The organism is Kitasatospora sp. NPDC097643, assembly GCF_040302625.1.
Lineage (GTDB): Bacteria > Actinomycetota > Actinomycetes > Streptomycetales > Streptomycetaceae > Kitasatospora.
On sequence record NZ_JBEOSA010000061.1, the window covers coordinates 44,593 to 57,883 of the forward strand.

At 72.6% G+C, this 13,291-nt stretch carries 11 protein-coding genes and 3 pseudogenes; 12 read left to right on the forward strand and 2 right to left on the reverse strand.

Going from position 1 to position 13,291, the window contains the following annotated elements:
* Window positions 1–106: 106 nt before the first annotated feature.
* The 7 genes and pseudogenes from ABTY15_RS30640 to ABTY15_RS30670 all read left to right on the forward strand — a co-directional run bounded on the left by ABTY15_RS30640 (window position 107) and on the right by ABTY15_RS30670 (window position 6,990).
* Window positions 107–580, forward strand: a complete 474-nt coding sequence (locus tag ABTY15_RS30640; protein WP_350602352.1) for an NUDIX hydrolase — start codon at window positions 107–109, stop codon at window positions 578–580.
* Between the two features lie 55 nt (window positions 581–635).
* A complete protein-coding gene (locus tag ABTY15_RS30645; RefSeq protein WP_030056781.1) occupies window positions 636–962 on the forward strand; it encodes a DUF2469 domain-containing protein in 327 nt (108 codons plus the stop codon).
* Between the two features lie 390 nt (window positions 963–1,352).
* A pseudogene (locus ABTY15_RS39890) lies at window positions 1,353–1,760 on the forward strand (YraN family protein); the annotation flags it as partial.
* A gap of 1 nt (window position 1,761) precedes the next feature.
* Window positions 1,762–3,594, forward strand: a complete 1,833-nt coding sequence (locus ABTY15_RS30655) for a YifB family Mg chelatase-like AAA ATPase (protein WP_350602355.1) — start codon at window positions 1,762–1,764, stop codon at window positions 3,592–3,594.
* Entirely contained in the window at window positions 3,591–4,784 is a 1,194-nt protein-coding gene (gene dprA / locus ABTY15_RS30660; RefSeq protein WP_350602357.1) for a DNA-processing protein DprA, read from the forward strand. Before ABTY15_RS30655 ends, dprA begins: the two co-directional genes overlap by 4 nt.
* A gap of 609 nt (window positions 4,785–5,393) precedes the next feature.
* Window positions 5,394–6,188: an RNA polymerase sigma factor WhiG gene (whiG, locus tag ABTY15_RS30665; protein WP_350602369.1), complete on the forward strand. Its 795-nt coding sequence runs from the start codon at window positions 5,394–5,396 to the stop codon at window positions 6,186–6,188.
* A 217-nt stretch (window positions 6,189–6,405) separates the two neighbouring features.
* Entirely contained in the window at window positions 6,406–6,990 is a 585-nt protein-coding gene (locus ABTY15_RS30670) for a TetR/AcrR family transcriptional regulator (protein WP_350602371.1), read from the forward strand.
* A 108-nt stretch (window positions 6,991–7,098) separates the two neighbouring features.
* On the opposite strand, the pseudogene ABTY15_RS30675 reads toward ABTY15_RS30670, so the two are convergent.
* Window positions 7,099–7,614: pseudogene (locus ABTY15_RS30675) on the reverse strand (peptidoglycan DD-metalloendopeptidase family protein); the annotation flags it as partial.
* Window positions 7,615–8,204: 590 nt separating this feature from the next.
* Here ABTY15_RS30675 and rpsB point away from each other — a divergent pair.
* From rpsB to ABTY15_RS30700, 5 genes are all read left to right on the forward strand, one after another.
* Complete coding sequence (gene rpsB, locus ABTY15_RS30680; RefSeq protein ID WP_350602359.1) at window positions 8,205–9,059, forward strand: 30S ribosomal protein S2; 855 nt, start codon at window positions 8,205–8,207, stop codon at window positions 9,057–9,059.
* 129 nt (window positions 9,060–9,188) lie between these two features.
* Window positions 9,189–10,028 (forward strand): translation elongation factor Ts, encoded by an 840-nt coding sequence (gene tsf, locus ABTY15_RS30685; RefSeq protein ID WP_350602360.1) that lies wholly within the window; start codon window positions 9,189–9,191, stop codon window positions 10,026–10,028.
* Window positions 10,029–10,290: 262 nt separating this feature from the next.
* The gene (gene pyrH, locus ABTY15_RS30690; protein WP_350602362.1) at window positions 10,291–11,055 is read left to right on the forward strand and encodes a UMP kinase; all 765 of its coding nucleotides are present in this window, start codon (window positions 10,291–10,293) and stop codon (window positions 11,053–11,055) included.
* A gap of 99 nt (window positions 11,056–11,154) precedes the next feature.
* Window positions 11,155–11,712, forward strand: a complete 558-nt coding sequence (gene frr, locus ABTY15_RS30695; protein ID WP_350602363.1) for a ribosome recycling factor — start codon at window positions 11,155–11,157, stop codon at window positions 11,710–11,712.
* Between the two features lie 293 nt (window positions 11,713–12,005).
* The gene (locus ABTY15_RS30700; RefSeq protein WP_350602372.1) at window positions 12,006–13,181 is read left to right on the forward strand and encodes a phosphatidate cytidylyltransferase; all 1,176 of its coding nucleotides are present in this window, start codon (window positions 12,006–12,008) and stop codon (window positions 13,179–13,181) included.
* A gap of 35 nt (window positions 13,182–13,216) precedes the next feature.
* On the opposite strand, the pseudogene ABTY15_RS30705 reads toward ABTY15_RS30700, so the two are convergent.
* A pseudogene (locus ABTY15_RS30705) lies at window positions 13,217–13,291 on the reverse strand (TIM-barrel domain-containing protein); the annotation flags it as partial.

Genomic DNA, 13,291 nt, shown 5'->3' on the forward strand with positions numbered 1-13,291 from the left:
CCGCCGCTGGTCGGGCGGCTCTGCCGAACATCGCCCCGGACGGACGCGCCGGGTGGCAGGATCGGTAGCGCCACCGATGCGAACGGAAGGAGCGTGAAGAGCTGCCATGACGGCGCGGCGTCGCAGAGCGGCGCGGATCCTGCTGCTGGACGGGCTGGACCGCATCCTCCTCTTCCTCGGGTCCGACCCGGCGGTGCCGGGGGTGACCTGGTGGTTCACGCCCGGGGGCGGCTTGGAGCCCGGCGAGGACGTGCGGGCGGCCGCCGCGCGCGAACTCGCCGAGGAGACCGGCTTGCGGGGCGTGGACCTGGGGCCCTTGGTGGCGTACGGCACGGTGTCGTTCTCCTTTCAGGGGCAGCGCTACCAGCAGGAGCAGTGGTTCCATCTGGCCCGGACCGACGAGACGGGTCTGGATCACTCGGGCATGGGCGAGGAGGAACACGCCCAGCTGCTCGCGGCGCGCTGGTGGACGGTCGAGGAACTGAGGGAGACCGCCGAGACGGTCTATCCGGTCGGACTGGCGGAGTTCGTGGAGCGGCTGCTGGCCGATGGCCCGCCGGTCACTCCGGTACGGCTCTGAGCGTGGGTGCTGTGGTCCACAATGGGTGGACGTGACAAGTTGAGGGGACGCCTGAATGAGTGCCGAAGATCTCGAAAAGTACGAGACCGAGATGGAGCTCAAGCTCTACCGGGAGTACCGGGACGTCGTCGGCCTGTTCAAGTACGTGATCGAGACCGAGCGACGTTTCTACCTCACCAATGACTACGAGCTTCAGGTCCACTCGGTCCAGGGCGAGGTCTTTTTCGAGGTGTCGATGGCGGATGCGTGGGTCTGGGACATGTACCGGCCGGCCCGGTTCGTCCGCAAGGTCCGGGTGCTGACCTTCAAGGACGTGAACATCGAGGAACTCGCCAAGAGCGATCTGGAGCTGCCCTCGGACGAGTCCGGCTTCGGGAACTGACGTTGGACCGCTCGGTCCCGCGTTGTCCAGAGGAATTTTGCGCAATCCGGGATTCTCACTCCTGCGGGTGACAAGAGTTATCCACAGGGCCGAGTTATCCACAGGGAAAGGGAAATTCCCGATCCCGTTGCGCACACTGGTGCAACCTCCCCGGCGGAGGTGGTCACCATGCAGAACACGACCGTGCAGGACCAGAGCGTGCAGGACCGGGCCCTGCCGGAGCAGGCCGTGCCGGAGCAGGCCGTGCCGGAGCAGACCGTTCCGGACCAGGACGGACCGGACCAGGCGGTAGCCGGCGGTGCCGCGCGCCGCGGCACCGGGCAGGGCCGCGGCCGGGGCCCGCGCCGGAAGCCCGACACCGGCGAGCCGGACCGCAGCACCAACACCGGGCTCGGCCGCTACGGCGAGCAGGTCGCCGCCCGTCGCCTCGCGGAGGCCGGGCTGCGCATCCTGGACCGCAACTGGCGCTGCGTCGAGGGCGAGCTGGACATCGTCGCGCTCGACGGCGACACCGTGGCGGTCTGCGAGGTCAAGACCCGCTCCGAGCGGGGCTTCCAGCAACCCAGCGAGGCGATCGACCAGGCCAAGGCCGCCCGCTTGCAGCGCCTGGCCGAGCGCTGGATGGCCGAGCGCTGGCCCGGCCACTTCGCCCGACTGGCCGGGCCCGGGTACGACCCCGGGCCGGCGGATCCGCAGTGGCCACCCGCTCCACCGGGCGGCGTGCGGATCGACCTGGTGGCCGTCATCAACCGGCTCCGAGGCGCGGCCGTGGTCGACCACCTGCGGGGGGTGGTCTGAGATGGCCTTCGCCCGGACCTGTTCCGTCGCGCTGGTCGGGGTCGACGGGGTGATCGTCGAGGTCCAGGCCGATCTGGAGCCCGGGGTGGCCGCGTTCACCCTGGTCGGCCTGCCCGACAAGGCGCTGTCCGAGGCCCGCGACCGGGTGCGCGCGGCCGTTGTGAACAGCGGCGAGGCCTGGCCGCAGCGCAAGCTGACGGTCGGCCTCAGCCCCGCCTCGGTGCCCAAGAGCGGCAGCGGGTTCGACCTCGCGGTGGCCTGCGCGGTGCTGGCCGCCGCCGAGCGGCTCGATCCGTCGTCCATCGCCGACCTGCTGATCATCGGTGAGCTGGGGCTGGACGGCCGGGTGCGGCCGGTTCGCGGGGTGCTGCCCTCGGTGTTGGCCGCCGCCGACGCCGGCTACGAGCGGGTCGTCGTCGCGGAGCAGACCGCGCCCGAGGCCTCGCTCGTCCCCGGGGTCAACGTGATCGGCGTCCGCAGTCTGCGGCAGCTGGTCGCCGTGCTCACCGGCGTGCCCGCGCCGGAGGAGCCGCCCGACCCGATCGGTGGGCGTCCCGACCCGCTGATGGCCGGGCTGATGCTGCCCAGCGCAGGCGTCCGCGGCCTGCCCGACGAGAGGTCGGCGCGGCTGGACATGGCCGACGTGGCCGGCCAGTACGAGGCCAGGCGGGCCCTGGAGATCGCCGCGGCCGGCGGACACCACCTGTATCTCAAGGGACCGCCGGGCGCGGGCAAGACGATGCTGGCGGAGCGGCTGCCGTCGCTGCTCCCGCCGCTGACCCAGAAGGAGGCGCTGGAGGTCACCGCCGTGCACTCGGTGGCGGGCCTGCTCCCGGCCGGGCGCCCGCTCATCGACACCGCGCCGTACTGCGCCCCGCACCACTCCACCACGATGCCCGCGATCGTCGGAGGGGGGAGTGGCCTGCCGAGGCCGGGCGCGGTCTCCCTGGCGCACCGGGGCGTGCTGTTCCTCGACGAGGCCCCCGAGTTCCCGGTCCGGGTGCTCGACGCCCTGCGCCAGCCGCTGGAGTCGGGCCAGGTGGTGATCGCCCGCTCGGCCGGATCGCTCCGGCTCCCGGCCCGGTTCCTGTTGTGCCTGGCGGCCAACCCGTGCCCCTGTGGTCGGCACTCGCGGCGGGGCGAGGGCTGCGAGTGCACCCCGGCGATGGTCAGCCGCTACCAGGGGAGGCTCTCCGGGCCCCTGTTGGACCGGGTCGATCTTCAGGTCCAGGTCGCCCCGGTGACGAGGGCCGAGCTCATGGAGCGGGACAGCACTGCGGAGAGCACCGAGACGGTCGCGGCCCGGGTGCTGGCCGCGCGGGAACGGGCGGCGGCCCGGCTGGCGGCCACCCCGTGGCGGACCAATGCGGAGGTCCCGGGCCACGAGCTGCGCACCCGCTGGCAGCTCGCGTCCGGTGCGCTGAACGACGTGGCGCGCCAGTTGGAGCGGGGGGTGCTGACAGCCCGGGGCCTGGACCGGGTGCTCCGGGTCGCCTGGACGGTCGCCGATCTCGCGGGCCGCGACCGGCCGGACCAGCGGGACGTCCGTACCGCGCTGGTGCTGCGCACCGGTGTGGAACAGGGGCTGCCACTGGCCGAACGGGTCTTCGGTCGGCTCGGAGGGATCCCCGCCCAGCGACGCGGCTCGGTCGGGGACTGGCCCGACGGGTGGACACCGCCGGACCCGCCCGATCCATCCGGACAATCCGATCGACCGGACCAGCCGCGCCCGCCGGACCCGCCGGACCCGCCGGAGTCCTCCGGCCGCCCCAGCCGCCCCGGTCGGGCCGGGAAGGACGACCGGCGGCCCGTGAACCAGGACGGTGAGGCATGAACCAGACGATGCGGCACCCTCAGCCGCCGTTCGAAGCGGACAACGCGGCCAAGACCGGGCCCCCCGCGTACGAACCCGAGCGCCTGGCCCGTGTGGTGCTCAGCCGGTTGAGCGAGCCGGGGGACGCGATGATCGGTCGGTGGCTCGGCCAGGTCGCCGCCACCGACCTGGTGCGGGCGATCAGGGACGGTACCGTGCCGGACCACCCCGGCCTGGACGCCACCCGACTCACCGGCTACCAGGCGAGACTCCCCGGTCTGGATCCGGCCGGGGACCTGAAACGGGTACGGGAGGTCGGTGGACGCTTCATCATTCCGGGGGACACGGAATGGCCCAGCCAGTTGGACGATCTGGGCGACGGCCGGCCGGTCGGGCTCTGGACGACCGGTACGGGCTCGCTGCGGCTACTGGCCCTCCGGTCCGTGGCGGTGGTCGGCTCCCGGGCCTGCACCGCGTACGGGGCCCACGTCGCGGGGGAGCTGTCGGCCCAACTGGCCGAGCGCGGGTGGGTGGTGGTGTCCGGCGCCGCCTACGGGATCGACGCGGCCGCCCATCGCGGGGCGCTCGCCGTGGGCGGGATGACCGTCGGCGTCCTCGCCTGCGGGGTCGACGTGCCCTACCCGCGGGGGAACGCCGAACTGATCCGGCGGATCGGTGCCCAGGGGCTGCTGGTCAGTGAACTCCCGCCCGGGGAGCACCCGAACCGCTTCCGCTTCGTCCTCCGGAACAGGGTCATCGCGGCACTCACCCGGGGCACCGTGGTGGTCGAGGCGGCGATGCGCAGCGGGGCGTTGAGCACGGCCAGACGGGCCCGGGACCTCAACCGCCACACCATGGGCGTGGCCGGTCCGGTGACCTCGGAGCTCTCGGCCGGGGTGCACGCCCTGATCCGCAGCGGCGACGCCACGCTGGTCACCGAGGCCGCGGAGATCACCGAACTGATCGGTGCGATCGGGGACGACCTGGCGCCGGAGCGCACTGGACCGGTGCTGCCGAGGGACCTGCTGGAGCCGGCCGTGGCCCGGGTACTGGAGGCCGTTCCGGCGACGGCCGAGGGCGCTCCGATCGAGCGGCTGGCCCGGCTGTCCGGGCTCCCGCCGGACGAAGTGTTGCAGCGGCTCTACGAGTTGGGATCCCTCGGCTATGTGGAGCGGCACGGCGCGCACTGGCGCTTGGTCCGGAGGAGGTGACGGCCCAGGAGGGAGCGCACAGACGCCGAAGGGGGCGCAGAGGGGGATCGCCCGGCTGACCTGCTGGTCCGGGCCGGTCCCCACCGGGTGCCCGGATCCGGTGGCGGCAATGCCACCGGATCGGGGGACGACCGAGTGGCGGTAGCGCATTGCAGCGAGTCGGTCACGCTACGCTCCACATGCCTTCCCTATCAGCACATGACTCGGCAGAACGGCGCAGACCAACGCATGCCCACACACATTCCCGGACACAGAGTGACCGGTGGCGCCCGGTCCTCGGGAGGGCCGCGGACCGAGCGGCGCCCCGTGACCGAGTTCCCGCCCAAGGCGACGGGGGCGATGGGGGGCCTGTCGCGGCAGGGCGGCCGGCCGGTGGCGGTGCCGGGCCAGCCCGCCGACGCGGTGAGCGCCGCGGAGGCGACCGGCGAGGCCGCCGTCGGCGGCGCACCCCGTCCGCCGGACGGCGGCCCCCAGGCGCCGGACGGCACCTCACCACCCGTGCCCGCGCCCACACCCACGACACCCACGCCCACGCCCACGCCCACGCCCACGCTCACGTCGACACCCGAACCCACGTCCGCGCCCGAGCCCGCGTCCACGCCCGGACCCGTGTCCCGCCCGGGGCAGGAGACGACGGGTCAGGGCCGCACCGCGCTCGAAGAGCTCTGGCGCTCCTACAAGGAGACCGGGGATCAGCGGCTGCGGGAGCAGCTGATCCTGCACTACTCACCGCTGGTCAAGTACGTGGCCGGGCGGGTCGGGGTCGGTCTGCCCTCCAACGTCGAGCAGGCGGACTTCGTCTCCTCCGGGGTCTTCGGGCTGATCGACGCGATCGAGAAGTTCGACGTCGACCGCGCCATCAAGTTCGAGACCTACGCGATCAGCCGCATCCGGGGCGCGATCATCGACGAACTGCGCGCACTGGACTGGATCCCGCGCTCGGTGCGGCAGAAGGCGAAGGCGGTCGAGCGGACGTACGCCACGCTGGAGGCGCGGCTGCGCCGCACACCCCATGACCCCGAGGTCGCGGCCGAGATGGGCATCGCGACCGAGGACCTGCACGCCATCTTCAGTCAGCTGTCCCTGGCGAACGTGGTGGCCCTCGACGAACTGCTGCACCCGGTGGGTGAGGGCGGCGACCGGCTGAGCCTGATGGACACCCTGGAGGACCACGGCGCGGACAACCCGGTCGAGGTGGCCGAGGACCGTGAGCTGCGCCGGCTGCTGGCCCAGGCGGTCAACACCCTCCCCGAGCGGGAGAAGACCGTGGTGACGCTCTATTACTACGAGGGCCTCACCCTCGCCGAGATCGGGCAGGTGCTGGGGGTGACGGAGAGCCGGGTGAGCCAGATCCACACCAAGTCCGTCCTCCAACTGCGCGCCAAGCTGTCCGACGTCCGGTAGGTCCGGCACCGGGCAACGCAGGCAGCGCAGGCAGCGCAGGCAACGCAGGGCAAACAACGAGAGCCGGCACGCCAGGCCGCACGCTCGGGCCGCACGCCCCACCACGCGCCGGTCCGCGCACCCGTGCGCCCGCGCTCCCCGCCGGATGCGCGGCGCCGTATCGGGCGCGTGTAGGGCTCCGTACAGTGGGGGCGTGCCGAAGATCCGAGCGGCCACGGTGGCCGAGCATCGCCAGCTGCAGCGGGCAGCCCTCCTCGACGCTGCCCGCACCCTGCTCACCGAGGGCGGCAAGGAGGCGCTGACCTTCCCCGCGCTCGCGGCGCGGACCGGGCTGGCGCGCTCCTCGGTCTACGAGTACTTCCGCTCCCGCGCCGCCGTGGTCGAGGCGCTCTGCGAGGTGGACTTCCCGCTCTGGGCGGCCGAGATCGAGGCCGGGATGGGGAGCTGTGACACCGCGGCCGGCCGGATCGAGGCGTATGTCCGGGGCCAGCTGGTGCTGGCCGCCGACCCCCGCCACCGGGCGGTGGTGGCGATCTCGGCGCTGGAGCTCGACGAGGCCGCGCGTGAGCGGATCCGGGCGGCGCACGGTCGGTTGGCCGGTCTGGTCGTGCAGGCTCTGGAGGAACTCGGCCACGGACAGCCCCGGCTGGCCGCGGCGCTGCTCCAGGGGATCGTGGAGGCAGCCGTCCGCAGCGCCGAGCAGCTCGTCGAGGGCGGGCGGGCGGGTCGCCCCGCCGAGAGCCCCGAGTTGATCGCCGACGCCGCCGTCGCCATGGCCCTGCACGGGCTCGGCGGCGCCTGAGCCGCCGAGCGGCAGCAGCCGGGCCGAGCCGGCCCCGAACAGGGCCAGCGGGTCGAGGTAGCGGTTGCCGCGCAGCAGCCCCCAGTGCAGGCAGTCGTGGCCGGCGCAGTGCCGCCCGCCGGGGGTGAGCCGCCCGATCGGTTGCCCGGCGGAGACCGCGGTCCCGACCGGGACGGAGCCGGCCACGGGCAGGTAGGTGGTCCGGAGCGGGGGAGCGCCCGAACCCGGGTGCGTGACGGTCAGCACCGGGCGCCCGGCGACCAGCCCGGAGTACGTGACCACCCCGGCCGCCGCCGCCCGGACCTCGGCCCCGGCCGTCGCGGCGAGGTCGACGCCCCGGTGCCCGGCGGCCCAGGGGCGCGCCGGCGGCTCGAACCGCCCGAGCAGAGCGCCGGGCCCGCCCACCGGCCAGGCCCGTCCGCCACCCGGAGCGGGAGCTTCCGCGGCGACGGACGCGGCGACGGAAGCAGTGGCGAAGGTGGCGACGGAGGTGGCGGCGCTGGTTCGGACCGGGCGCCCCGCCGCACCGGCCGCGCCCAGCAGCAGGACGGCCGCCACCACCACCACCGCCGTCAGCAGTGTGGTGAACGGAAGCCGAGCCCGGACCCCGGTGCGAGCAGTCATGGCCGGAGCCTCGCCGCGGCGTGCCCCGCACACCACCCACTTCCGGATTCCTGTGGACAAACCGCCCCTGTGGACAACGGCTGTCCCTCCGACGGGTGTACGGGCGGGTGTACGGAGGGGTGCACGGACGGGTGTACGGGTGCCGCCATCCGGTGGACCAGCGGCTCGGGCGACTCCCCGCCGGCCCTGGTGGACCGGCCCGCCGGGGGCGCCGCCGCCCCCGCGGACCCGCCTGCCGCAGGCCCTCCGCCACTCACTGAGTCGCCCGCCCCTCGGCGCTTCCCGTACACTTCACACGCGACCCGGTCCGCCGGGTCGACTTCGCACGCCCCGCCACCGGTGGACGGATGCGGCTCGTCCGCAGCCCCCGCCCGGTGCGAGTGCCGCTCGGTCCGCCGAGCCCGACCGGTCCCGGACCGGACGGGCGCAAGCGGCTCGGCACGTTCGGGGCGTCAGGCGTGGCTGTCACCTGGCCGCCACGGACAAACCGAGCCTGACCCGGCCGGACGCAGCCGCGCGAGCGGGGAGCGCCACCGCGCGAACCGCCGTTCACTGCGACAGCCGGGCCGTAACACCTGAGGAGCACGGCTATGGCCGTCGTCACGATGCGGGAGCTGCTGGAGAGCGGCGTCCACTTCGGTCACCAGACCCGCCGCTGGAACCCGAAGATGAAGCGCTTCATCATCACCGAGCGCAACGGCATCTACATCATCGACCTCCTGCAGTCGCTGAACTACATCGACCGCGCCTTCGAGTTCATCAAGGAGACCGTTGCCCACGGCGGCAGCGTCCTCTTCGTCGGCACGAAGAAGCAGGCCCAGGAGGCCATCGCCGAGCAGGCCACCCGCGTGGGCATGCCCTACGTGAACCAGCGCTGGCTCGGCGGCATGCTGACCAACTTCTCGACCGTCTACAAGCGCCTGCAGCGCCTGAAGGAGCTCGGCGAGCTGGACTTCTCGGACGTGGCCGGCTCCGGCCTCACCAAGAAGGAGCTCCTGGTCCTCCAGCGCGAGCACGACAAGCTGGAGAAGACCCTCGGCGGTATCCGCGACATGCAGCGCGTTCCGAGCGCCGTCTGGATCGTGGACACCAAGAAGGAGCACATCGCGGTCGGCGAGGCCCGGAAGCTCAACATCCCGGTCGTCGCCATCCTCGACACCAACTGTGACCCGGACGAGGTCGACTACAAGATCCCGGGCAACGACGACGCGATCCGCTCCGTCACCCTGCTGACCCGCGTGATCGCCGACGCCGTGGCCGAGGGCCTCAAGGCCCGCGCCGGTGTCGCCAAGGGCGACACCAAGGCCGAGCCGGGCGCCGACCAGCCGCTCGCCGACTGGGAGAAGGACCTCATCGAGGGCGAGAAGAAGGCCGAGGAGGCCCCCGCCGCCGAGGCTCCGGCCACCGAGGCTCCGGCCACCGAGGCTCCGGCCGAGCAGGCCTGACGTACCAAGGGTGAGGGGCACTCGCCGGTACGAAACCGGTAGGTGCCCCTCTCTCCCGTGCCGGGACCGAACCACCGGTCCCGGCGCACCTCCCCGCAGACACGCGAGACGCGAGAAGAGATTCACACCATGGCGAACTTCACCGCCGCGGACGTCAAGAAGCTCCGTGAGCTCACCGGCGCCGGCATGATGGACTGCAAGAAGGCCCTGGACGAGGCCGAGGGCAACGTCGAGAAGGCCGTCGAGCTCCTGCGCATCAAGGGCCAGAAGGGCGTCGCCAAGCGCGAGGGCCGTGACGCCTCCAACGGCGCCGTCGCCGCGCTGATCGCCGAGGACAAGAAGTCCGGCGTCCTGGTCGAGCTGAACTGCGAGACCGACTTCGTCGCCAAGGGTGACAACTTCGTCAAGGTCGCCGACGCGATCGCCGCCCACGTGGCCGCCACCGCCCCGGCCGACCTGGACGCCGCCCTCGCCTCCGAGATCGAGGCCGGCAAGACCGTCCAGCAGTTCGTCGACGAGGCCAACGCGACCCTGGGCGAGAAGATCGTCTTCCGTCGCTTCGCCCAGTTCGACGGTGACGGCTTCGTCGCGGTCTACCTGCACAAGACCAGCCCCGACCTGCCGCCGGCCGTCGGCGTCCTGGTCGAGCTGGACAAGGAGAACGCCGAGGTCGCCAAGGACGTCGCGCAGCACATCGCCGCCTTCGCGCCGAAGTACCTGTCCCGCGAGGACATCCCGGCCGAGGACATCGAGAACGAGCGCCGCGTCGCCGAGGCCACCGCTCGCGAGGAGGGCAAGCCCGAGGCCGCCCTGCCGAAGATCGTCGAGGGTCGCGTCACCGGCTTCGTGAAGGAGAACTCCGTCCTGGAGCAGGCCTTCGCCAAGGACAACAAGAAGACCGTCGCCAAGGTCCTCGAGGAGAACGGCGTCGCCCTCAAGCGCTTCGCCCGCTTCCGCGTCGGCGCCTGAGCCACGTTCCACCTGGTCCCCGGCGCCCTTACGCTGGGAACCACCCCCGCCCGCTGACCAGGGGCGGGCGGAACGCCGAACGGGCTCACCCAGCGCCATCCGTCTATGGGCGGGCCACGTCGGCACCATGAACGACGAGGAGGCCATTGCCGTGCAGGACACCGTACCGGTTCCCGCGGCAGTGGCCTCCTCGCGTGTACGCGCAGGCAGGGCATCCGCACACCCTCGCCTGTGAGCCAGTAGGTGCAAAAAGGAGAAGTCCATGCAGGAGACGCAGGAGACCGCGCAGGACACCAAGGTCGGCTCGGGCCGCCGGGTGCTGCTGAAGCTGTCCGGTGAAGCCTTCGCCGGTGGCGGCGGGCTCGGCGTCGACCCGGACGTCGTGCACGCGATCGCCCGGGAGATCGCCACGGTCGTCCGTGCCGGTACCGAGGTCGCGGTGGTCATCGGCGGCGGCAACTTCTTCCGGGGTGCCGAGTTGCAGGTCCGCGGCATGGACCGGGCCCGCTCCGACTACATGGGCATGCTGGGCACCGTGATGAACTGCCTGGCGTTGCAGGACTTCCTGGTCAAGGAGGGCATCGAGACCCGGGTCCAGACCGCGATCACGATGGGCCAGGTCGCCGAGCCGTACCTGCCGCTGCGGGCCGTCCGGCACCTGGAGAAGGGCCGCGTGGTGATCTTCGGCGCCGGTATGGGCATGCCGTACTTCTCCACCGACACCACCGCCGTCCAGCGGGCCCTGGAGATCCACGCCGACATCCTGCTGATGGGCAAGAACGGCGTGGACGGCGTCTACGACTCCGACCCCCGGACCAACCCGGACGCGGTCAAGTTCGACGCGCTGGAGTACTCCGAGGTCATCGCGCGCGACCTCAAGGTCGCTGACCTCACCGCGATCACGCTGTGCAAGGACAACAACCTTCCGATGCTGGTCTTCGAGCTGCTGGCGGAGGGCAATATCGCGCGCGCGGTGAAGAGTGAGAAGATCGGCACACTCATCAGCCAGGATTCTGTCCGGGCCTGAGCAGCAACCAGCCGTACGGGACGGTGTCGCGGGCCTCGACCGGCCCCGGCGCCGGCACCGGTCGGGACAACAGCAGATGAACCGGACAGGGAGATCACAGTGATCGAAGAGACCCTCCTCGAGGCCGAGGAGAAGATGGAGAAGGCCGTCGCCGTCGCCAAGGACGACTTCGCTGCCATCCGTACCGGCCGCGCGCACCCGGCGATGTTCGCCAAGATCGTCGCGGAGTACTACGGCGCCGTGACGCCGATCAACCAGCTGGCCTCCTTCTCGGTGCCGGAGCCCCGGATGGCGGTCGTCTCGCCGTTCGACAAGACCGCGCTGAAGGCCATCGAGCAGGCGATCCGCGACTCCGACCTGGGCGTCAACCCGTCGAACGACGGCAACATCATCCGGGTGGTGCTGCCCGAGCTCACCGAGGAGCGCCGCCGGGAGTACATCAAGCTCGCCCGCGGCAAGGGCGAGGACGCCAAGGTCTCGATCCGTTCCGTGCGCCGCAAGGCCAAGGACGCCATCGACAAGCTGGTCAAGGACGGCGAGGTCGGCGAGGACGACGGCCGCCGCGCCGAGAAGGAGCTCGACGACACCACGGCCAAGTACGTGGCCTCCATCGACGAGCTGCTGAAGCACAAGGAAGCCGAGCTGCTCGAAGTCTGATGAACGACGCCCCTGACGCCCCTGGCTATTGGGGCCCATCCGACCAGCAGTACCAGCCCTACCGCCCGGCGCCGCAGCCGCAGGCCCCCCGGCAGCCGGAGCACCCGGCGCCGGGGTACGGCGACTACCCGGCGCCGGCGCCGGTCCCGGGACACCCCGGGTACCAGGCGCACCCCGGCCACCCGGTCCACCCGGGCGTGCCCGGCGGCGTCCCGGGTGACCCCGGCCACCGTTCGGGTCACCCGCAGCAGCCTCCGGTGTACTGGGGCGGCGACGCGGAGGAGACTCAGGTCATGCCTCCCGTACCGGCCGACCCGGGCCCGCCCGTCGAGCCGGGCCCGCAGGCCGGGCACCCGGCCGATCCCGCCGCCGGTGCGGCCCGGGAGGCCGGTCGGCTGAGCGGCCCGCTGTTCCGGGACGAGCAGCCCGGTCCGGCGGTACCGGGCGCCCCGGAGACGGTCGTGCTGCGCGCGGTCACCGAGGACGTCACCCCCGTCCCCGGCCACGGCGCCCCGCCGCCGCCCCCCGGGACTCCGGTGCAGCCCGCGCCGCCGGGCCACCCGGTGGCGGCCGGGCAGCCCCCCTTCGCCCCGTCGTCCCATCCAGGGCAGGAGACACCCGTGGCCCAGCCCGCCCCGCAGCCGCAGCCGCGCAAGCAGCGCGGCGGCCGCAACCTCCAGGCCGCGATAGGCGTGGGGGTCGGTCTCGGCGCGGTGATCGTCGCCTCGCTGTTCGTGGTGAAGGCGCTGTTCCTGGTCGTCGTGATGGCCGCGGCGTCGGTCGGCGTCTGGGAGCTGACCAGCCGGCTGGCCGAGCGCAAGCAGATCAAGGCACCGCTGGTCCCGCTGGTGGCGGGTGGCATCGCGATGATCGCCACCGGCTACTGGGCCGGGGTCCAGTGGGCCGCGGCCTCGCTCGCGCTGACCGGGCTGGCGGTGATGGTCTGGCGGATGGCCGAGCCGCCGGAGAACTACCTGCGGGACATAACGGCGGGCGTGTTCACCGCGTTCTACGTGCCGTTCCTGGCCACCTTCGTGGCGATGATGCTGGCGGCCGACGACGGCCCCCAGCGGATCGTGCTCTTCCTGATCGTCACGATCTGCAGCGACACCGGCGCCTACGCGGTGGGCTACAAGTTCGGCAAGAACAAGCTGGCCCCGACGATCAGCCCCGGCAAGACCCGCGAGGGCCTGGCCGGCGGTGTCGGCCTGTCGATGCTGGCCGGCGCCCTGCTGATGCAGCTGATCATCGACGACGGCAGCTGGTGGCAGGGCCTGATCCTGGGCGGCTGTGCGGCGGTCACCGCGACCCTGGGCGACCTGGGCGAGTCGATGATCAAGCGCGACCTCGGCATCAAGGACATGGGCACGCTGCTGCCCGGCCACGGCGGCATCATGGACCGGCTGGACTCGCTCCTGCCGACCGCCCCGGTGGTCTGGCTGCTGCTGGCGGCCTTCGTCGGCAGCTAGCACAGCGCTCGTGCGAGGGCCCCGGACGCCTGGGTCCAGCGTTTGAAGACGGCGGGGGTCGGGGTGCCCTCGAAGCCGCCGATGTCGTGGCTCCAGAAGCCGAAGCCGGA